Annotated in this window: 11 protein-coding genes and 1 pseudogene; 9 read left to right on the top strand and 3 right to left on the bottom strand. The window is 39.9% G+C overall.

What is annotated here, in order from left to right:
- Positions 1-49: 49 nt before the first annotated feature.
- The 4 genes and pseudogenes from WYK_RS14520 to WYK_RS14505 all read left to right on the top strand — a co-directional run bounded on the left by WYK_RS14520 (position 50) and on the right by WYK_RS14505 (position 7,635).
- Entirely contained in the window at positions 50-1,672 is a 1,623-nt protein-coding gene (locus tag WYK_RS14520) for an ABC transporter substrate-binding protein (RefSeq protein WP_040375197.1), read from the top strand.
- A gap of 95 nt (positions 1,673-1,767) precedes the next feature.
- Complete coding sequence (locus WYK_RS14515; RefSeq protein WP_040375196.1) at positions 1,768-2,772, top strand: ABC transporter permease; 1,005 nt, start codon at positions 1,768-1,770, stop codon at positions 2,770-2,772.
- A gap of 11 nt (positions 2,773-2,783) precedes the next feature.
- Positions 2,784-3,685: pseudogene (locus tag WYK_RS14510) on the top strand (ABC transporter permease).
- A 206-nt stretch (positions 3,686-3,891) separates the two neighbouring features.
- Positions 3,892-7,635 (top strand): S8 family serine peptidase, encoded by a 3,744-nt coding sequence (locus WYK_RS14505; protein ID WP_040375195.1) that lies wholly within the window; start codon positions 3,892-3,894, stop codon positions 7,633-7,635.
- A 108-nt stretch (positions 7,636-7,743) separates the two neighbouring features.
- Here the strand turns inward: WYK_RS14505 and WYK_RS14500 are convergent, their stop codons facing one another.
- From WYK_RS14500 to WYK_RS14490, 3 genes are all read right to left on the bottom strand, one after another.
- A complete protein-coding gene (locus WYK_RS14500) occupies positions 7,744-10,740 on the bottom strand; it encodes a DEAD/DEAH box helicase (RefSeq protein ID WP_040375194.1) in 2,997 nt (998 codons plus the stop codon).
- Positions 10,730-12,349, bottom strand: coding sequence for a hypothetical protein (locus WYK_RS14495; RefSeq protein WP_040375193.1), 1,620 nt, complete (start codon positions 12,347-12,349; stop codon positions 10,730-10,732). Before WYK_RS14495 ends, WYK_RS14500 begins: the two co-directional genes overlap by 11 nt.
- A 413-nt stretch (positions 12,350-12,762) precedes the next feature.
- Positions 12,763-13,686 (bottom strand): helix-turn-helix domain-containing protein, encoded by a 924-nt coding sequence (locus tag WYK_RS14490; protein WP_040375192.1) that lies wholly within the window; start codon positions 13,684-13,686, stop codon positions 12,763-12,765.
- A 194-nt stretch (positions 13,687-13,880) separates the two neighbouring features.
- Between WYK_RS14490 and WYK_RS24960 the strand changes: the two genes are divergently transcribed.
- From WYK_RS24960 to WYK_RS14470, 5 genes are all read left to right on the top strand, one after another.
- Positions 13,881-14,036 carry a hypothetical protein gene (locus WYK_RS24960; protein WP_161629139.1) on the top strand — a complete coding sequence of 52 codons (156 nt, stop codon included), beginning with the start codon at positions 13,881-13,883 and terminating at the stop codon, positions 14,034-14,036.
- Between the two features lie 238 nt (positions 14,037-14,274).
- Positions 14,275-14,574, top strand: a complete 300-nt coding sequence (locus tag WYK_RS14485; protein ID WP_040375191.1) for a hypothetical protein — start codon at positions 14,275-14,277, stop codon at positions 14,572-14,574.
- Positions 14,575-15,239: 665 nt separating this feature from the next.
- Positions 15,240-16,703, top strand: a complete 1,464-nt coding sequence (locus tag WYK_RS14480; RefSeq protein WP_051387538.1) for a hypothetical protein — start codon at positions 15,240-15,242, stop codon at positions 16,701-16,703.
- A gap of 121 nt (positions 16,704-16,824) precedes the next feature.
- Positions 16,825-18,837 (top strand): penicillin-binding transpeptidase domain-containing protein, encoded by a 2,013-nt coding sequence (locus WYK_RS14475; protein ID WP_040375190.1) that lies wholly within the window; start codon positions 16,825-16,827, stop codon positions 18,835-18,837.
- A gap of 593 nt (positions 18,838-19,430) precedes the next feature.
- On the top strand, positions 19,431-22,702 hold a 3,272-nt coding region (locus tag WYK_RS14470), incomplete at its 3' end, for a hypothetical protein (RefSeq protein WP_040375189.1).

Genomic DNA, 22,702 nt, shown 5'->3' with positions numbered 1-22,702 from the left:
TCGTACCATACATTGGCGATTATAATTTAAAAAAATTGGGGGAAATCAAATGAAAAAAACCGGTTGGTTATTCTTAAGTATGTTTTTACTGCTATCAGTCATTCTGGCTGGCTGTGGAGACGATTCTAAGACGTCTACAGGTACCAAGGATGGAGACAGCAAGGATACAAGCGATAAAGGCGCTGTTATGATTTATGGACGAGGCGGCGATTCAACAGATCTTGATCCAGCAATCACAACAGAAGGGGAAGCGTTTATCGTAACCCAGCAGATTTATGAAACGCTCGTAGGTTATGAAAAGGATAGTACAGAAATTAAGGGAGAACTGGCTAAAGACTGGGAGATTTCCGAAGATGCCCTGACATACACGTTCAACCTGAATGAAGGAATTAAGTTCCACGATGGAACGGATTTTAATGCTGAAGCGGTCGTTAAGAACTTCCAGCGCTGGGCACAAAGCAAAGACGAAGCTAAATTTGCTTATTACGCGTCCATGTTTGGCGGTTTTGAGGGTGACGAAGGGCATGTAATCAAAGAAGTAAAAGCTACAGACGATAAAACGGTTGTCTTTACTTTGAACCGTCCACAAGCACCGTTTTTGAAAAATATCGCAATGAGTCCTTTTGCAATTGCCAGTCCGACGGCTTTTGAAAAGGATGGCGATAATTTTACTAAAAACCCAGTAGGAACGGGTCCATTCAAATTTGTATCTTGGAAAGCAAACGATATGATTGAATTGACAAAAAATGAAGATTACTGGCAAGAAGGTCTGCCGAAGCTTGCTGGTGTTAAATTTAAAGTAATCAAAGAAAATGCCACTCGCTTGAATGCACTAATCAAGGGTGAAATTGATTTGATGGATGGCTTAAATCCAAGTGATATGGCCAAAGTAAAAGGCGATAGTAAGCTGCAGTTGTTCGAACGCCCATCCATGAACGTAGGGTATTTCGGATTTAACACAGAGATGGAACCATTTAATAAAAAAGAAGTTCGTCAAGCAATCTCTCATTTAATCAATAAAGAAGAATTAATCAAGAATTTCTACGAAGGAACGGCTGAGCCGGCAAAAAATCCAATGCCGCCATCCGTCAGCGGTTATAACGATAGTATTGAAGATTATGAATACGATGAAGAAAAAGCGAAGGCACTTTTGAAAGAAGCAGGTTATGAAAAAGGCTTCAAAATGGATCTTTGGGCTATGCCGGTCGCACGTCCTTATATGCCGGATGGACAAAAAGTTGCGGAAGCGATTCAAGCCAATCTGAAAAAAGTGAATATTGAAGCAAATATTGTGACGTTTGAGTGGGCTACTTATCTTGAAAAAGTACAGGCAGGTGAAGCACCAACCTTTATGCTAGGCTGGACTGGAGATAATGGTGACGCAGATAACTTCCTTTATACATTGCTTGATAAAGACACAATTGGTTCAAATAACTATTCTCGCTATGTGAATGAAGATGTTCACAAATTATTACTTGAAGCTCAGTCTACTGCTGATGAAGACAAGCGTAATGAGCTGTATCAAGAAGCACAGGTTATTATCCATGAAGATGCACCGTGGGTTCCGCTTGTACACTCTAAGCCGCAATTGGCTGGAATAGCAGGAATTAAAGACTTTGTACCGCATCCAACAGGTTCACAATCATTTATTGATGTATCTATCGATAATTAAAGCACCATCGGGGAGTATGGATACTTTCATGCTTCCCGTTTTTTTCATTGCCAACGACGGAACGTTTTCATTCATAGAGAAAGCAGGTGATGTGGTTGTTTTCTTATACCATACGTAGGTTAGGTTCATTAATTCCTGTACTTTTAGGAATGGCTTTGATCGTATTTATGATGATTCGAGCAATTCCAGGTAATCCTGCTCAAACCATACTAGGGCAGCAGGCAACTGCAACGGCTGTTGCTGCGTTAACGAAAGATCTTGGGTTGGACAAGCCTTGGCATATTCAATTTTGGAGTTATTTAAAAGGGTTATTCAGCGGGGATTTAGGGGTGTCATTACGAACAAGACAGCCTATTTCTCAAGAAGTCTGGCCGTACTTGGCAGCTACGATGGAACTAGCTCTTGTAGCGATGATCGTTGCTGTATTCATTGGCGTAAATGCAGGGATTATCTCTGCTTGGTTTCAGAATTCATGGTTTGATTACATAGCAATGATCGTTGCGTTAATTGGTGTATCTATGCCGATTTTTTGGCTGGGTTTGATGGAACAGTATGTCGTTGCCCTTCAATTTGATCTTCTTCCTACTTCAGGAAGAGATAATATTCGAGACCCTGTGCAGGCCATAACGAATCTCTATTTAATCGATACGTTGATTGCCGGCCGGTTTGATCAATTTTTTGAAGTAATTAAACATTTAATTCTACCCGGATTTGCCTTAGCGACTATTCCAATGGCAATTATTGCTAGGATGACACGATCGTCCATGCTTGAAGTGATGCGTTCTGATTACATTCGAACCGCGCGTGCTAAAGGAGTGAAAATGTTTTGGGTGGTTTATAGCCACTCATTAAAAAATGCCTTAATTCCTGTAGTTACCGTTATCGGACTTCAAACAGGATTGCTGCTTGGCGGTGCCATTCTGACAGAGACCATCTTTGGCTGGCCAGGTATTGGAACCTATATTTATGATGCGATTAGTTATCGGGATTATCCGGTTATCCAGTCAGGAATATTAGTTGTTGCTTTTCTTTTCGTCATGATCAACTTGTTCGTCGATTTGCTCTATGCAGCGATCGATCCGAGAATTAAGTACAAATAGGAGGCAGAATTATGGCCGAAATTATCAGCACCCCACCTCCAATGCTGAATCCTGATGTGACGGAGGAAAAAGCAGTCACTCCTTGGAAGGAAGCCTGGAAGAACTTTAAGAAAAATAAGCTCGCCATTGTCGGACTGGCTATCGTCGTGTTTTTATTTTACTTGCCATTTTTGCAAATTTAATTGCTCCTTATGACTTTGACGATGCGAAACTTGGCGATAAACATCTGGCGCCATCAGCAGAGCACTGGTTTGGAACAGATGATTTAGGACGTGACATTCTAACACGTGTCATTTACGGATCACGAATTTCCCTTTGGGTCGGTTTTATCTCTGTGGCGGGATCCGTCATAGTTGGATCAGCCCTCGGCATTATTGCCGGCTATTATGGGAAATGGGTGGATGCCATCATTTCACGTTTCTTTGATATCCTGCTGGCTTTTCCAAGTATTTTACTTGCCATTGCTGTTGTGGCGGTATTAGGGCCATCCTTACGTAACGCCCTGATTGCCATCGCCATCATTAATGTCCCCACATTTGGGAGGCTGGTCAGGTCTCGTGTGCTGAGTGTTAAAGAAGAAGAATACATCACAGCAGCGAAGGCCATAGGCATGAGGGATACACGTATATTGGTGCATCATATCCTGCCAAACAGTATTGCACCAATCATTGTACAAGGCACGCTTGCTATTGCTTCAGCTATTATTGAAGCAGCTGCACTAGGGTTTTTGGGGATGGGTGCACAAGCACCTACACCTGAATGGGGGAAAATGCTTGCAGATTCAAGGCAATTTATTCTGGAAGCACCTTGGACAGTCCTATTCCCAGGTCTTGCTATAATGCTGACCGTACTCGGCTTTAACCTTATGGGCGATGGCCTCCGAGATGCATTAGATCCACGAATGAAAAATTAAATAATTATTAAAAAGAATCAGCTGCTTTTCGGCTGGTTCTTTTTTCATTGTGAAAATACATTTTACGACAAAATACAACCTATTTACCTAGCATAAAACAGAAAACTACCTACTTTTCTACCTTATTAATACCTAGTAAGTTATGGTAATTTTAATATAGTAAGATAATTCGGAACTTTTTTGTTGATTGAAAGGGGAACCTGTTTATGAAAAAAAGTTTGGCTTTTTTTTGCATTATATTAATGAGTTTCGCATCAGTAGTAACTGCTGCACCAATTAAAACGGAACCAACCAATTCCAATCCTGGTCAACAAAACCAGAACAGTATTCTCAAAGTTAAGAAAGAGGATGCTGATAAGAAATATAAAGATAATGAAGAGGTACGGGTCATTATCGAAATGAAGGAAGAACCAGCCATTCAATATGCACAGAAGCAAGGAAAGCGGTATAAAGATTTAAAAGAGAGTAAAAAAAGAGAGTTGAAGGCAGAAAAACTTGCCGGACATAAAAAAGTGAAAAATAAGGTAAGCGAAAAGAAAGTAAAATTTAAAGAGCTGAAGAGTTTTACGACAGTGGTAAATGGATTCAGCGGAGAAGTGGCTTATGGTGAGATAGATAGTCTTCTAGATATATCTGAGGTAAAGAGTGTCAAAGTGGTGAATGAATATCAACGCCCAAAAGAGGAACCAGAAATGGTTTACAGTAAGGAGCTGGTACAAGCTCAAGAAGCATGGCGTGATTATGGGTTTCGTGGTGAGGGGATGGTTGTAGGGATCATTGATACAGGTATCGATCCAACTCATCGAGATATGGTCCTTTCAGATGGAGTTGAACAGGAACTGACTAAAAGTGATATATCAGATTTGAAAACAAATAACAATCTGCCGGGAATCTTTTATACTGAAAAAGTTCCGTATGGTTATAACTATATGGATGATAACCAAGACATTGTAGATTCAGCAGCAGGAGCTTCGATGCATGGGATGCATGTGGCGGGGACAGCTGGTGCAAATGGAGATGAAGAAAATGGCGGGATAAAAGGAATAGCTCCTGAGGCTCAGTTGCTGGCGTTAAAGGTATTTGGCAACGATCCTGAGATGCGTTCCACATGGGCTGATATTTACGTAAAGGCAATTGACGATGCCATTATTCTCGGAGCTGATGTCTTGAACATGAGTCTTGGTTCAACAGCTGGATTTACAGCCCCTGATGATCCAGAGCAACAAGCCATTACACGCGCAGTTAATAACGGAATAATGATGTCTATCTCAGCCGGGAATTCGGCACATATGGGGAATGGCTATGCAAACCCATTAGCTTCAAATCCTGATATTGGTGTTGTCGGATCACCTGGTATTGCCTATGACTCACTGCAGGTCGCATCAAGTGAAAATAATTATATTGATTTAGATTCAGTGACGTATTCCATTGATGGAGCAAAGGCTGATGCACCATTTATGTCAGCAAGCAGTGTACATCCTAATGACGTTACAGAGAAAAACTATGAGATTGTCGACGCAGGACTCGGAACAATTGAAGAGATTGCAAAAGTGGATCTGAAAGGGAAGTATGCATTAATTAAACGAGGAGATATTTCCTTTGTCGAAAAGGCATTGAACGCTCAAGCAGCAGGTGCGGAAGGAGTATTTATTTATAATAATACGGATGGATTTATTTCAATGGCAACAGAAACAGCCATTCAAATCCCGCAGCTGTTTATGTTGAAAACGGATGGTGATGCCATTATGTCGGCATTGTCTAGTGGTCAAAACGTTTCCATTTCATTTGAAGGGAAAAAGCAAAAATCAGCCAATCCATCTGCAGGCAAGATGAGTACATTTACGTCGTGGGGGGCAGCGCCGAACTTAGATTTCAAACCAGAAATCACAGCACCAGGCGGCCAAATTTATTCGACATTAAATAATAATGAATATGGGATGATGAGTGGAACATCGATGGCAGCACCACATGTTGCGGGCGGATCAGCTTTGATCCTCGAGAGAGTGGAAAATGAGTTCAAACTTGAGGACTTCGAAAAGGTAAACCTAACGAAAAATATCATGATGAATACAGCCAGTCCTATAAATGATAAAGGAATTGTCAATGATGCATTTGGATGGGACATCCCTTACTCTCCGCGTCGACAGGGAGCGGGTATCATGCAGCTTCACTCAGCACTTAGCACTCCTGTAGTTGTGACAGAAGCATTCACAAACGAAGCAAAAGCAGCTCTTAAGGAAGTTGGAAACCAGTTTGGTTTTACGCTAAAAGCACAAAACTACAGCAATAAGGTTGTCCAATATGATGTGACAGGAAATATCCAAACTGATTTTGTCATAAATGGGCATTTAGGCTACAGTGCCAATGAGTTAGAAGCGCAGGAGATTCTTGATGCGAAGATCACAATAAATGGCAGCGAATCAGGAAAAGTCAATGTACCGGCTAATGGTACCGTCACCCTTGAGGTGATGGTTGATCTAGCAGGTGCCAAGGTATATGGAGATGATTTAGAAACAAAAGAAGCGATTGATACAGTGTTCCCTAATGGCTATTTTGTAGAGGGATTTGTTACATTAAACGATCCGACGGATACCAATCCAGAGCTTCATGTACCATACGTTGGTTTTAAGGGAGACTGGAATAAAGCGCCGATTATCGATGCCATGAAGTATGAAGACGGATCTTATTATGGGATGAGCGGTGCTGTATCGACTTCAGGTGAAGACTTTACGTATCTCGGATACAATCCGATATCCGCTGCCTTTGGTAAGGAGCAGATTGCAATCTCACCTAATGGTGACGGTATTCAGGATGATATCCTTCCCATCCTATCATTCTTGAGAAATGCGAAACAAGTAGAATACAGCGTCAAAGATAGCAATGGGAAACAGCTTCGTAAGCTTAGGACAGAAAAAAGTGTAAGAAAAAATTACTACGATAGCGGAAGCAGTTCTTATTATTCACTTAGCGTAGCGAATCGCTGGGACGGAAATATTAATAATAAACGTGCTGCGGACGGGCAATTTTACTATCAAATAAAAACCATCATAGATTACGAGAATGCTGAATGGCAGACGTATGATATTCCAGTGAAGGTAGATACAGCGGCACCGACCATTGAAGCTAGTAAGAAAGAAAATGTATTAACGCTTCATGGAGCAGATAATCCTAACGGTTCGGGACTTGCCTATTATGATATTTTAGTAGATGGGAAATCGATTTTAACTGAAATGCTCAACCCATCAACTACTGAATATACACTGTCGGAACCAACGGGAACTAAAATTCAGGTCATGGCGGTTGATTTTGCCGGCAATACGAAGACAACTGAAGTAAGTTCATCGGAACTTCCAGCCGATAAAACAGCACCAGTAGTGCATATAACCAGTCCAGAAACATTAAGCATTGCTAATAAAAGTGATGTAATAATTAACGGATATATAGAAGAATCAACGGGGATTAAGGAATTTACCTTAGACGAACAGAATGTGCCAGTCACGTATAACGAAGCAAAGAAGCAATATGAATTTTCATATACCAAGAAGTTTAAGGATGGTGTTCACGGCTTAGTGATTAAAGCTGTAGACACAGTTGGAAACACTTCTTCATTTAAACGAACCTTTTTAGTGGATTCTAAAGCACCTAAGTTATCCATCAAGGGACTGCCTAAGAAGAATGTGAAAGAAAAAGATAAAAATCCGACGGTGGATGTAACAGTAGCGGATAATTTTGATGAAATCCGTCTTATTCTAAATGGAAGTGAGATTTACTATCATGAATTCAAGGGTGCATATGAAATGCGCAGCTTTGAGCACACAATCAAGAAACTAGAACTTGAGCTCGAACCTGGGAAAAATACATTTGAATTTGTGGTAACTGATTTGGCAGGCAACCAAACAAGTAAAATAGAAGAAATCACGAAAGAAAGTAAGAAAAAAGGAAAAAAATAAAATAAAGGCTGTTTCCAAAGGTCTATGACACTTTGGAGGCAGCCTTTTTGCTACTCATAACGGAACGCCGCAAAAGGATTCAGACCTTTGCGGCGTTAGTTATTTTTGTTAATTTAGTGAAACCAAATCTTTGATTTCCTCAGTAGATAGTTCGGTGATCCAGTTATCGCTGCTGCTTGAAATGATTTCATCGTTAAGTGCTTGTTTTTTATCAAGCATTTTATCGATTTTTTCTTCCAGTGTTCCAGTGCAAATTAGTTTATGCACGTGGACAAAGCGTTGTTGACCAATGCGGTAGGCACGGTCGGTGGCTTGGTTTTCAACAGCTGGGTTCCACCAGCGGTCGTAATGGATAACATGGTTGGCTTCGGTAAGGTTAAGACCCGTTCCGCCTGCTTTAAGGGACAGAATAAAGATCGGGAATTCGCCGTTTTGGAAGCGTTCGATCATCTCATCACGTTGTTTTTTATTATTACTGCCATTTAAGAAGGGAACCTTATGACCATAGCGCTTTTCAAGCAGCTCTTTCATCATATTACCCATCCCAATATACTGGGTGAAAATGAGACAGCTTTCATTTTGTTCCTGCACGGCATCAGTGATTTCGGTTAGTTTTTCGAGCTTACCGGAACGCTTCGCCTTCTGGACAATATCGGTTTCAGCTTCTTCCTTGAGATACAACGCGGGGTGGTTGCATAGCTGCTTCAGTTTCGTCAGCATCGCTAGAATCATCCCTTTACGTTCGAAAGCGGACAGCTTCTCAATATTATCGAAGGTATCTTTAATCAGCTGCTCATACAGTGAAGCTTGTTCCGCGGTTAACGGCACAAACTCTTTCTGCTCTTGTTTATCTGGAAGGTTAAGTGCCACATCTTTATCCTTCTTCGTCCGTCTTAGTAAGAACGGCTGAATTAAGCGCTGCAATTCCTTGATTTTATCTTTTTGTTCTTCACGTTCGATCAGGGAAACATATTTATCTTGGAACTGTTTTAATGAACCGAGATATCCTTTATTAATAAAATCAAAAATAGCCCAAAGTTCGCTAAGGCGATTTTCCATCGGTGTACCGGTAAGGGCAATATGATGGCGTCCCTTCAGCTTACGAACAGCACGCGATTGCTTAGTCTGTGAGTTTTTGATATTCTGCGCTTCATCCAGGATAATACTGCTCCAATAAAGAGTACTGAGTTCATCGATATCTTGATGGGTGATGCCGAATGAGGTCAAAACCACATCGTATTGCTGCATTTTTTGTGTGAAGGCAGGTCCCTTAGAGCGGTTGGAGCCATAATGAAGATGGACCTTCAATTCAGGTGCAAACCGTTCAAGTTCGCGCTGCCAGTTGCCAAGAACCGATGTCGGACAAACAATCAAGGCGGTATTAACGGGAATCATTACGGCAGGTTCTTCAATGAGTACCTCTTCCTGTTCGTCGGTATCGTCCTCGATATCACTGCTTTCAACATCTGCTTCGACAATTACCTGATGTGCAGATTCCTCTTGTTTTTCCTCCGTATCCGCCTCGACAAACGTTACAGATTCTTCATGTTCTTTCACATATTGAAGATATGAAATCATTTGTACGGTTTTACCAAGACCCATGTCATCGGCCAGACAAGCACCAAATCCATGCTCACGAAGAAATAACAGCCAGCTCATTCCAATGGTTTGATACGGTCTAAGTTCACCCTGAAGGGCATCTGGGACCGGAAGAATAGGGAGGTTCTTGGTTTCGCGAAGGGTGCTGACCATTCGTGCCAAATCTTGATTTAACTCGAATTGAATCCGCATCATTCCCGCAATATCTTCTTCATCCCCATCATCGGTGTCGGTTAATAACTCCTGCTGCAGCAAATCGTTAAGCGCTAATCCTTTTTCATTGGCCGTTTCCATTAAGACTTGAATTTGTTTAATGAACGCAGGATCAAGCTTCACCCATTGACCACGGATGTAGATTAATCGGCGCTTTTCATTCACGAGGTTTTGGAAGTCATCTTCCGATAAGTCCTCCCCGTTAATCGAGAAACGCCAGTCGAAGTCCATAAGCGCTTGAAGACCTACATAAGAAGGGCCTCGGCTCGTTTGACTTTTCACTTTAGCTTTTAATCGAATCTGTGATTCTTGAAGGGCTTTCCACCAAGAAGGTAAAAGAATTTCAGCTCCGAGGAACAATAGTTTTTCACTGGACTCTGTTAGAAACTCCCATGCTTCATTTTCCGTCAATGTAGCCTTAAACTGGCCGGCGTTGTCCATCCAGGGGACAATTTTTAACCACGATTTGATTTTCTTATCCACATCTTTGGCGAACTTGTTCCAGCCGCGAGGAAGACGTTTAGATGGATAATCCGCTGTCATCGAATCATCCTTTTTAGAACGCAGAAAAACTGAGAAGTCCCAAGGTCCCTGACCATCTAACGGCTCCGTTAACCGCAGACCAATAACGAAAGGCATCGTGTCGCTTTCAATCCCGAGCCATTGCTGCCATGTTTCTGGTGTGAAGAAGGCTTGGAGCTCTTCCGCTGAGAGCCGTGTTTCCTGAAGAGCACTTACTGCCTCAGTCCACTTGGTACGAACAGGAGAATACTTGGTAAGATACGTATTCGCAGCATCATTGTACCAACGTTCAATAAATGTTTGCTTTGATTCCTCTTGCTCCATAAAAAGATCAGGCTGTATGCTCTCTTTCCAAAAATCAGGGACGAATTCTTCCTCAACCTCCTGCGGGAGTGACCATGCGATCTGATGCTGTTGAAGACTGGCAAAGTCAGGAAACGGAATCCCTTCGTCAATTGACTCATATAAAACAGGCGCAGCAGAAAGACAAAGAGAGGATAATTCTGTCCATTCCCAATCAATAAATGAATTAAAGCTTTCCTTTGCAAAGAAATTAAGCAGACCCCAAGCATCGACAATGAATACCGGAATATCATCAATGGTTTCTTCTGTCAAACGGGTTCCATAATAGCTTGCATCATCCCAGGTGAACAACAGCCGGCGGATTGTCTGAGAGGAAATATAGGCATTTTGTTCGTCCATCGCGGCAATGGTGTATTGTCCATTGCCAAGAGAAGCCGTCTTGACCGTGACTTTTCCGTTATTCCACATCAATTAACTTCCCCCTTTGCAATTCCTCTTGGAAGGCCCGAAGCCGCTTCGTGTTGTCAGAAATATAGCTGACATACTGTTGGAATTGCTCTTCTTGCTTCATTTTTTTATAAAGTGCCTTCATTTTCTTTAAGTAACGGACAGCCTGCTTATAAGACGGCCGGTTTTTCATACTGACCGTATATTGAACGGCTTGGTGATAAAGTGGTAAAAGCAGTGCAGGGTCACTTGCTGCAATTAGTTTCAGCTTATCCTGCCCGACTGTATCAATGGTGACACCAGAATAGATCTGCATCTCAACCCATTTCTTATACTGCCCAAGTTCAAACAGCAGGGTGGAATAATTCCAGTAGCTGTAGGGAAGCGTTTCTTTGAAGAACTTCTCGAGTAAGTCATTACGCTTCAGTTTCGAACAGGTGGACGCAATAGGGCGTGTGAAGGTACGGACAAAATCAGTACATTTATAATAGTCGCCGGCACTCTTTAAATATCCCTGAACATGAGCGATTAAAAACTCAATGAAAGGGATGGAGCGTGCAGGCGTATCTGCGTCAGTAAAATAATCAAGCCAGTAAAAAAGATAAGGACAATCGCTTGTTCCTAAACTCTTCAACATATCAACTGCGGTCGAATCACGATTATCCAGCAAGGCTAGATGAATAGAGGCAATCGTATAAGAACGCTTCTCACTTTCGTCTAAATCATTCTGAGTTAATTTGGCTTCTAGACGGTCAAATTCAGCTTTCCGGCTGGACGAAGTCGTCAGCATATATGTCCAAAGCTCACGGTATAACTCCACTTTTTCATATTCAATGCCATCATCGCCATCCAGAAGGCGTCTTGTATCTTCTGTGAGTCCTTCAATAAGGGAATCAAAGGAAAATGGCCGGGCTTGGTTACTTAAATAGAGAACATTCCCGTGAAGTTCTTCGGCAATATCAACAGCAAGCGGATAAAACATCCGGACCGATTGAGGATCTGATTTATACTCACTCAACAGTTTTAGAATAGAGAAAAGCGTAGACAGGTCGGTAGCAAATTGATAAAAAACACGCCAATTCCGGTCAAAGGGTTCCTTTGATTTTAATAGCTTCATGTATTGACGCATGTGACCTTCCATAATATACGGCTGAGGCTGCAATTGATTAACCACGATTTCAGAAAAGGAAGTCTCAGCAAAGTCTTTCCACATGTAATAATCATTTTCAAGAAGTGCTTTTTCTTTAAAAACTTGACTGGCTGTTTTAATCGGGATACCAGCTGGAATAAACGGCGCTTGCTTCTTCTTGCCGTTCCAATTAGAAATCCAGTCGCTGACGCTGCCATAGGAAGAAAAGCTTTCGAAAAAGAGAGCAATGCGATGGCTGCAGATTAAGTCGGCACCGCACGAACATTTACTGTGATGAAGAACATTAAGATCCAGCTCCACTTCATGTGGAGTAAGATCTTGAACGCGGCCTTCAATGAATGCCTCATTCTCTACGGTAACGTCCGCCATCTCCTGCCCATACAGTGAATGACCAGTCCGGACAATTGCTTGGTCCTCACGGCTTGACGGCTCAAGTGCCTCATCTAACAGTTCACCAAAAAACACCAACTCATCCTTCATAAAAGCACCTCCAAAGGGTCAGTCCCCAGAATCTAAAAAACGTATATATAAAATTCCCAAACGAGAATAGCAAATAATTTTCTTCCTATTTCAGTTATCGTTAAAAAGTAACCATTTTATTCGAAGTCTTCAACTTATGATGCCGAATTTTACAGGTTTTAACAAAGAAACCGTAGAAAGTTAAATCGTTCTTATCTATAAGAAACAATCTCGCACGTATTTCATAATGAAGATTTCCATGAAAATATGGAACTTTCTCCATTTCCCATCTCTCTATTATACTTCATTTGCCCAACGTTTTTGAAGGGAAAAGGGAAATGGGCGTGAGACATGAATTATTCAGGTGTAAATTCTTTATAATCAGGAAAACAGAAAAGGCCTATAAAATGGGTTTCCCCATTCTATAAGCCGTTTTATCGATTAAGATGCACGATAGTCAAGTCATCTTCAATTTTCTTTTCTTCAATCCAGGAATCCAGCTTTTTTCTTATAAAAGCAGGGAAACGGTCATCCTTTTGCAGTTCAAACAGGAAAATAGAATTTTTCATGTTGGTACAGGCTTCTGTATAGTTTTCCTGCAATTCAAGATTATAGCCTAACTGATAATGCAGTTCAGCCAGCAAGTAGAGCTGATCCTGCTCAAGGCACCATTTTATTGCCCTTTGACAATAGGCAATCGACTCATCATATTGATTCATACGAGTCAGCAAACGGGCAAAATTATAATAAAGCCTTGTCTTGACCGTTTTATCACTAACATGTGGAAGAGACTTTATATGAAGCAAAGCGTCTTGAAAAGTGGCATAGGATTTTTCATATTGTCGATCCGCTAAGTAAATCACACCCATACTGCTCGTCATTTCAATTTCTCTTTCAGAATACATCTTGTCATTAATTTGGGTGAGAGCGAGACCTTCTTCTATTAAGGAAACAGCTTTTCCCACATCTCCCTTTACCTCGTACTGATAGATTCCTTTATGCCAAAGCAGCAATTGATGATTCTTTGTATGCTGCGTAAACAATGGGTTATTCTCCTCGGTTCGTACAAGCTGATACATTTCGGTATAGTTCATATTGCGCCGTGCAAGTTTTAACTGATAGATGACCTCTTCGACATAATCGAGTCTTGGAGTCATCCCAATATCAAAGAAGTAGTTCACATCAACCCCGAGCCGTTGAGAAATTAAATAAAGGGTCGAGGCATAGGGGTAAACATCCCCTTTTTCAATTTTGCTAATTTGCGCTTGTGTACAAATTCCTTCTGCAAGTTCACCCTGCGAGAGTTTAATTTGTTTTCGAAGTTCTTTTATTTTCTTTCCTACAGCTGAAAAGTCCATATTAACTCCCCTTAAATATTCCTAGAGTTATAATTATATATAAAAACGAAGGTAAACCATTCATATCCTGCAGATAGATACTTTTTAGCATGGTTTATCCGGATTTCAACCCTTTTAATAGTGTGGTTAAATATAACTATAGAATTTATTTCTATTAAATCCAATATTTTTTGAAGAAAAAGGAGGAATTACCTATGAAAAAGAAATTCGCAGGTTTTATGGTAGCTTTTCTTCTAGTAGCCGGTGCAGTCATTGTCGGCGGAGCACAGACATCAGAGTTACCAGGTGTTCATGAATTACCAGGCGTACATGAGCTGCCAGGTGTTCACGAATTACCAGGGGTACATTAATCGATAAATTAACCTTTAAAAAACGCACCTTTCGATGGAAGGGTGTGTTTTTTGTTATTCATTTTTTTGTTTATATATTCTTCCAAGAGTATGCCTAGAGTTATATTATGTACTGAAAAGGTGAGTGTTAGAGCAGAAAATGGCGATATCTACCTAGAAAAAGAACTTGAACAAGGATACATAAAAATTCATTATTTGTTATACTAAAAATAATAAATGGGAGAGAGGTGTTACAATAATGCTTGATATTAATATGAAGGTCAATCCCTCGTTTTTTGATGATGAATGCGCCATTGTCTTTTCATTTTCCTTTGTCAGGGAGTCGAAGAAAATTGGGGAAGCTATTATTTACACCTGTGAAGAATCGGGAGAAGAAGAGATTTATGCAATCCATGGTGAACAGAAAGAAAAAATCGCCTACTTACGGGAATTTTCGATTATGGAAGAATACCATGAATCCTCAATGAGAAAAATTCAGCACTTTTTAAACATCATAGGAATTAAAAAATGCATCAATCAGTATAATCTGGTCTATTAAGCATAAAAAAACACTCACGGCTTCTGATTATCAGACCATGAGTGTTACTTTTTTGAACTTTTTCTTGTCTTTACAAATTGCTTCATATTTTCTCGGTCGGTAGTGGACTTTTCTGATAAAGCAGTAAGCTTCACTTGGCTTTTATTCTGAGATCGCAATTTTAACATTTCAATATTCATCGATGTTCTCCTTTGCTGTTTTCTTGTTCCTGCATAATAATTTCTTTTACCCTTTCGGCAGAGGTCTGAAACCTCTATATAAGAAAAATATGCCTAAAGTTATATTTTTGTTGAAAAACAACGAATAAAGGGAGGATAATCATTCCTTTTACCTAATACCTGTCGTATATCGGCGTATTCGCTTGTTTCCCAATAGGAAAGAGGTATGGTTAAATAGAACTACCCTGATTGGTGGTTTCCAATCAGAACGTTACATATTTGCTTTATTGGAAGTTGTTTTGTGAAAACAAAACGATTCCAGATATCTGGCTTTTTTCAAGTAATCTAGTACCCGAATGGAGAATGTTTTTCGGAAAAAAGAACATTCTGGTGGCCCGCAGCTCTTAGCTGCGGGATTTTTTTATGGGATTTTTTCCTTCGTTTGAATTCATCATGTCAGGGTAAATTGATGATATATAGAATTAGGAAGAGGTGAAGGTTGAGAACATGGCTGAAATAGAAAAAGGGAATCCAGAAATGGCTCAGGATCTCACCACACGTAAAGCGAACCTCCAGTTTGTCTTTCCGTTTTTACTCCAAGAAGAAAAAATTGAAGGCTTTGCAGAGAAATTGCTTGAAAAGGGCTTTGTGTTTTTTGATTTAGAAAATATGGAACAGGAAAACCGATTTTACGGAAGTGATTCTGTTTCCCACCGTTCAATGGAAAAGTATTTTATGCCGAATATAGAACCTATTGTGTTTCCCGCAACGTATAAAAAAAGAGAAGGACTTCGACGCTTCACAAAAAAAATCAATCAAAAGTTTACACTTTCCTCAACCTTTCTCACCACGGACTTTACCATCGATTCATTCGATATCTTTATCTGTCCTTTTCACATTGGGCTTATGAACATTCGAGTTACGCTGCCAAAAGGAATGGATTATTCAGCTGTTTTGGCATTTGGTGATATCTTTCGCGTTCTTGAGCCGATTGCTCAGGATGAGGAGAGCACGAAGATTTTTTGTTCCGATGATAGTGCACCGTACACCAATGTGAAAAAATTCATTTTTAATGAACTTTTAACCGTTCTGAAAGATTATATAGAATCCGAGAGCAGTCATGAAACGTATTTTGGGAGTCTCCCATTCTTCGTGGATGAACGAATGTACGTGATTGGCCATATTGTATTGGAAGAGGATAGTAACATAAGAGAAATTGATTTATATCGAGCGGTCGGCATGAATGGGTATGATAGTGAGGGGCTGCCCTTTATCGGGGCGAAAAATCCAGATTATATCAAACGGTATTGTCAGGAAAACGTGTACGATCGCTGGGGAGATGAGACGTACTATATTGTCGGTGATGATGCATTTATCTGTGTGACCAAAGTACGTGATGAGCTCGAGCAGCAATTGGCAGGTCAAATGTATGGAGAACATTTTTACTCCTTGCTGCTGTTTTATTATTACAAAATTGTCTTGCTCGAACTCACACATGAAAATTCGCAGATTAATATCGAAAAAGATCAATCCGATACCGAACTGCTGATTGTCATGATTACCGAGTTCTCAGCGAAGTATTACTTCCCGCAAATCAACAGTACCTCAACGGGGCAGGAGCTTTTTGAATTAATTAGGAAAAACTTTAAAATAGAAGACCTCTACCGAGATGTAAAAGAAACACTATCAGACTTATACCAAAATCAAGATAAGTTATCTGGTAAGCGGAGTAGTTACTTACTCGAGATTCTGACGATTTACTCCACTATATCCGGGATCTTTGGAATGAACTTGGTTACGGATCAGCTGAAGGGGGATATTCCTTGGTCGAAGATGAGTCAATTTAGTATTTACGAGTTTGTCGCTCTGTTCGTAACGATTTCAGGTGTGGCGGTGTCACTCTCGCTTGGATTCGTGTTTGTCCGGAGCTGGCTGAAAGAAAGACATAGTAGACGAAAAAGAATATATTAATTAGTAACCTGTCCCATACTTATGGGGCAGGTTTTTGTCGTTTTGTCGCCACTAATTCACTTTTTTTTCTAATAATTTGATACTATAGAAGGAAGACATCATTAGTAACAGGGAGGTAAATATGAAGAAACACCTTTTTGCTCCGATACTGGCTGCAGCGATTATGTTACTTCTAACTGGCTGTTTTGATAAAGAACCCCAGCCAGAAGAACGGTTAGCCGCTTACACGAAGCTATGGAATGAACAAAAATTCACTGAAATGTATACGTACTTATCCAAAGATACAAAAAAGAATATGTCAAAAGCTGAATTTGCCGAGCGTTATGAAAAAATTTACAAAGGCATTGAGGCCAAGCAAGTAAAGGTAACGTATAAACAGCCGACAGAAGAGCAGGACCATAAAGATAAGAAAAAAGTCGCGCTGCCATTTTCCGTAAGCATGAATTCGGTTGCGGGAGACATTAACTTTGATCATAAAGCCACACTTGTTAAAGAAGAACGAGAAGATGAAACCAATTGGTATGTTAAATGGGATCCAAGTTACATCTTTCCTGAGCTTGAGGAAGGAGAAAAGGTATCGGTAAAAACCTATCCAGCCATCCGCGGTGAAATTGTCGATCGGAATGAGCGTGGATTGGCGATGAACGGCAGTGTATATGAAGTCGGAATCGTTCCGGAGGAAATGGCAGGAAATGAAGCGGGTATTCTCTCTCAACTGTCGAGCGCGTTAAAAATGTCAAAAGATGAAATCGAAAATAAATTAAATCAATCATGGGTACAGCCTAACTATTTAGTACCAATCAAAAAACTGTCTTTGGAAGATACGGCAGTGAAAGAAAAAGTTGCAGCGATTCAATCAGTAACGGTTAACGAAGTCCAGGACCGCGTCTATCCATATAAAGAAGTCGCTGCCCACCTAATTGGCTATATCGGCGACGTATCTGCTGAAGATTTAAAAGCAAATAAAGATAAAGGCTACACCGCACAAGATGAAATCGGCAAGCGGGGACTTGAACAGCTTCTTGAAGACCGGCTTAAGGGAAAAGCGGGAGCGAAAGTGTATATTGCAGCCAGCAATGGTGAAGAAAAAGTAATTGCCGATCAGCCGGCAGCTGAAGGTGAGACGATTACCTTAACCATCGATGCGGAGCTGCAGAAGCAGATTTATCAACAGTATAAAAATGAAAATGGATCAGCGGCCGCCATCAATCCGATAACGGGCGAGACCTTGGCGCTGATGAGCAGTCCATCATTTGATCCCAATCAATACATTCTAGGTATTTCAAACAGTACGCAGAAGGCATGGGAAGAAAATCCAGACAAGCCATTGCTTAATCGCTTTAGCTCTGTTTACGCTCCAGGTTCGACGATTAAAGCATTGACAGGATCAATCGCAATGAAAAATGGCGTGGATCCAAAGCAAGCAATCAAGATTTCAGGAACTTCATGGAAAAAATCAAATTGGAAAGATCATTCCATTACTCGTGTGGCGACACCTGGCAAGGATATCAATATGACGGACGGAATGATCTATTCAGATAATATTTACTTTGCTCAAAAAGCATTAAATCTGGGTACAGCTAAGTTTACAAAAGGGCTGAAGGATTTTGGCTTCGAAGAAACGATTCCCTATGACTACCCAATTACTAAGTCTGGGATCGGTACAATCAGCAGTGAAGGTCGTTTAGCTGACAGCGGGTATGGCCAAGGCCAGATTCAAATGAGTACGCTTCACTTAGCACTTACCTATTCAACCTATGTGAACCAAGGAAATATGATTTCACCTGTTTTATTGGATGGGGAAAAGAAAAGCCAAGTATGGAAGAAAAATGTGGTTTCTGAAAAGCAAGCAGCGAGCATGTTAACCATGCTAGAACAGGTCGTTCAGCACCCGAAAGGATCAGGTCATACACTCGATGACCTTGAGGTTGCGATTGCTGGGAAAACAGGAACAGCCGAAACCAAACTAAACAAAGGCAGCAACGGAACTGAAAACGGCTGGTTCGTCGGAGTCAATACCGAGAATCCCCAATTACTGATGTCTTGGATGATGGAAGACGTCAAAGGAAGAGGCGGCAGCCACTTTGTAGTAGATAAGATGAAACCAGTTTGGAAAAAGTACTTTAAGGAATAACTATTATAATAGAAGGAAGACATCAGCGAAGAAGCTGGTGTCTTTTTTATAAATAAATATCAGAATATTTCGACAAATAAATAATTACTGTCGTTATAGGGAAACGTTCACATTTATTCCATGCATATTGATATCTTGAGTAAAAGGTGTTTTTGCATAATAAAGCTACTAGGTAAAAACTGGATAAAACGTACCAGGAAGGAATCTAATACTATTAACCTACTTAAACCTATTATTATAAAATAACAAATAAATTAAATAAATGTAATAAATGAGAACATTTTAATCGTTTTATAGAACGAATTGGTAATATTTATTTAATAAAAAGGGAAAATTTTGAATAAAAAACTGGAAATTAACGAATTAATGTATTATTATTGATTTACAGTAATGATTTGGTAATTTATACGAAATCATTATTTGTATGTATTTAGCACTAGAGTAAGACAGTCATATCTACATAGTTTTGTAGAGTTTGGTTGTACGTGGTACAAAGGTTGTTAGTTTTGTAAGCCATCGGAATTCACGTTTTTTGAGAAGCGTGTTGATCTGATGCACTACTTTTAGATATTCGAAGGAGGAACTATTACTCAATGAACAAAAAGAAAGCAATTAAAATCGCAACAGCTTCAGCAATCGCGGCCTCAGGCTTCGTAGCCGTTGCACCAGCACAAGCTGCAGTTAAAACAACTAACGTGAACACAGTGGTAAACACAGCAATTTCTAAAATGGCTGCTGCTTATGATGGCTATCATAAACCAGGTCTTGAAGGCAAGATTCCAGCTACTGCTAAAATTCGTCAATTGACTACAAATGCAGAAGCAGCATACGATGCAGCTGTAGCAGCAATTGCTAAAGATGGCGGAACGAAGAGCCAAAAAGCAGCATTCACTAAGAAATTAAATGCTAAAAAATACTTACTTACTCGCGCTCAAGGTTATGTGAAAGCAATTGACGTTAACCTTAACGCAGCTAAGAAAACACTAGATAAAGCAGTTGCTTCAGGCAAAGCGAAAGACGTAAAAGCTGCAGAAGCTGCACTAGTAAAAACTGCTGCTACATTCGAAAAAGCTGTCAAAGCGGTTTACGGACCAAGCACACGTAAAGTTCTAGTTGCTAAATACCACGTACCAGCACTGGCAAAAGCTGCAACAGTTGCAGATGAGCTAAAAGTATACAATGCGTACAAAGAGATTGAAAACGGCAACCTGACCGTAACAAATCTAGAAAGAGCTCTTTCAATTATTGCTGCTACAAAACCAACAGTTGATAAATTAGCTACTGGAGACAAACGCAATACTCCACTAGTGAAAAACCTGCTTGACGCTGCATACAAAAACAATGCAAAAGCAGGCATAACTGATGAAGTAAGTTCAATCACTGCACTTAACGCTACAACTGTTGAAGTAACATACAAAAAAGCAGTTGAAAATGTTAATGCACTTAAATACTCGATCGAAGGCTTAACAATCTCTAGTGCTGTTGTAAAACAAACAGACAGCAAAACAGTTGTTCTAACAACTTCTACTCAAGAAGGCGCTAAAGAATATACAATTAAATCTGGTGCAATTAAAGTTGGAACATTCAAAGGTGTATCTGCAGTCATTCCAACAGCTATTAAAGTGACTACACCTTCTATTCAAGGAACAATTGGTAAAGAAGTAACAGTTAAAGCTACAGTAACCGTTCCAGAAGGCCAATCTAAAGCTGGTATTCCTGTAACTGTAAACGTTCCAGCATCAGTATCTGGTGGTTTAAATGGAGCACTTACTGATGAAGTATATACTGATGTAAACGGTCAAGTTACTTACTCTTACACTCGTTACAGTGCAGTCGACGACAATGTAATTGTATACGCAACTGGTAATCGTTCAGTGTACTCAACAGCAACTGTATATTTCACAAAATCTCTAGCAGTTCAAGAAATTACTGCAGGTAATGACTTGGCTAATGATACTAAAAAGTCATATAAGGTAACTGGTAAAGCTAACTCTACTTATTATATTGCTATCAAAGAAAATCTAGATGTAACTCCAGATAAAATTACAGATATTAAAGTGTTTGATGCAGCAACGCGTGACTTTATAACTCCTTACGAAACTACTACTGGAGGTCATAAAGTAGCTACTGTTACAACTGATAAAGATGGAGAAGGTACATTCACAATTTACGGTGCTAGTTTATCTGCAACACCTATCGTATATTTACCAAGTAACATTAGTACTACTACTGAATATTCTTCTGCGGATTTACAAGCAGTTGCACCAACTGTTAAGTTCTCATTAGTTAACGTACTTGGTCTTAAGGTAGTAGCTGAAGGTGTAACTAACGCTGCTCCAATTAAATCAAATGCTTCATTAGCATACAATGCAACTTCAATTGGTGGTCGTACCTATACAGTTACTGTAACAGATAAAGATGGTAAATTAGCTCCTGAAGGAACAAAAGCATATGTTGCTTTTGAACCGGGTAATATTAAAGGTAGTGTTCTATTCTCAACTGGACAAAGTAACTTCACAACAGTGGGTGCAGGCGATGAAAAAGCACTAGTAGTAGGGAAAGATGGTAAAGTCACTTTCCGAGTAGCTGGTTCAGGAACTGATACATTCGTAAAACCAACTGTATTCTTAAATACTTCTGGTACTACTGTTTCACTCGACAAAGCAGATGTTCAAACTGTTGCTGAAGTAACTTACTTCACGGCTGCTAACGTTAAAAATGCAGTACTTTCTGTTACAAACGATGCTGGAGCAGCAATTACAAGCACAAATGCAGACACAGATGCAACAATTACTTACCAATCTTTAGATCAAAATGGTTTCCCATATGCTGCAAGCACTGAATATGATGTAACATTCGATGTCACTTCTACATTTGGCAATGTAGTAGTAGTTAAAAATGCAGATGGAACTATTTTACAGGAAAGACAAAATCTTGGAAATACTAAAACTTATTCAACAAAAGCAGATGCAAATGGTAAAGCGATAATTAAAGTTAATGCAAGTTCACCAGGCACTGTTAGTGTAAATGTATCAGGTGCAAATGGAATTTTACCAGTTAAAGCTGCTACAATACAATTTATTGGTCAAGCATCTACACTTGATCGCATCAATGCTGCAACAAAGGATGATGTTGCTGTAGAAGCTCTATTAGCTAATCCAACGTATGCGGCAAAACTAGCTCCTCTTTCAACATCTGATCGACTTCTTGTTGCTAAAGAAGTTTTAGATAAACGTCCAGGCACTGGATATACACAAACTCAATTAGATACTGCTTTTACAACAGCTGTGTCTAGTATCCTTGCGACTAAGGTTACAGCGCAATCTGAATATACTGAAGGTGTTACGGGTGTTACAGGAGTAAAGGCTAAAGGAAATCATACTGTTAGTGCTACTGATACATTTACTGTAACTGCACCAAATAATGGTGTTGCATTCAATGATGTTAAAGTAAAAATAACAGATACAGATAAAACAAATGATGCAATCAAAGCTTCATATGATACGACAACTAAAGTATTAACAGTAGATGCTGCTAATAATTTAATTGATGGTTCGGTCAAATCTACAATTGGAGAAGTAATAACTGCAATTGATGGAGTAACACAAGCCCAATTAAAAGCTAGCTTCGTATCTACTGCAACTCCTGCAACTGCTACAACAACTTTAGCTACTGGTTTAATAGGAGCTGATATTACTTTAACTGGTGGAGTTAATGAAGTTACACAACAAGCTCCTAAGTTAGTAATAACTTTTTCAGAAGCAGTTACAGCAACACCTGGTGGATCACTTGGTCTAAGTGTAGATGGAACGTCAGTGACACCTGCAAGTTCAAATTTATCTGATGGCGGTAAAAAATTAACTTT

The organism is Peribacillus psychrosaccharolyticus ATCC 23296, from assembly GCF_000305495.1.
Classification (GTDB): domain Bacteria; phylum Bacillota; class Bacilli; order Bacillales; family DSM-1321; genus Peribacillus; species Peribacillus psychrosaccharolyticus.
This window is presented reverse-complemented; position numbering and strand designations above follow the sequence as displayed.

Bases quoted from the DNA above. Each gene is read 5' to 3' on its own strand.
- WYK_RS14495 (WP_040375193.1), bottom strand. From the start codon at position 12,349: ATGAAGGATGAGTTGGTGTTTTTTGGTGAACTGTTAGATGAGGCACTT.
- WYK_RS14520 (WP_040375197.1), top strand. From the start codon at position 50: ATGAAAAAAACCGGTTGGTTATTCTTAAGTATGTTTTTACTGCTATCA.
- WYK_RS14480 (WP_051387538.1), top strand. From the start codon at position 15,240: ATGGCTGAAATAGAAAAAGGGAATCCAGAAATGGCTCAGGATCTCACC.
- WYK_RS14500 (WP_040375194.1), bottom strand. From the start codon at position 10,740: ATGTGGAATAACGGAAAAGTCACGGTCAAGACGGCTTCTCTTGGCAAT.
- WYK_RS14475 (WP_040375190.1), top strand. From the start codon at position 16,825: ATGAAGAAACACCTTTTTGCTCCGATACTGGCTGCAGCGATTATGTTA.
- WYK_RS14490 (WP_040375192.1), bottom strand. From the start codon at position 13,686: ATGGACTTTTCAGCTGTAGGAAAGAAAATAAAAGAACTTCGAAAACAA.
- WYK_RS14485 (WP_040375191.1), top strand. From the start codon at position 14,275: ATGCTTGATATTAATATGAAGGTCAATCCCTCGTTTTTTGATGATGAA.
- WYK_RS24960 (WP_161629139.1), top strand. From the start codon at position 13,881: ATGAAAAAGAAATTCGCAGGTTTTATGGTAGCTTTTCTTCTAGTAGCC.
- WYK_RS14505 (WP_040375195.1), top strand. From the start codon at position 3,892: ATGAAAAAAAGTTTGGCTTTTTTTTGCATTATATTAATGAGTTTCGCA.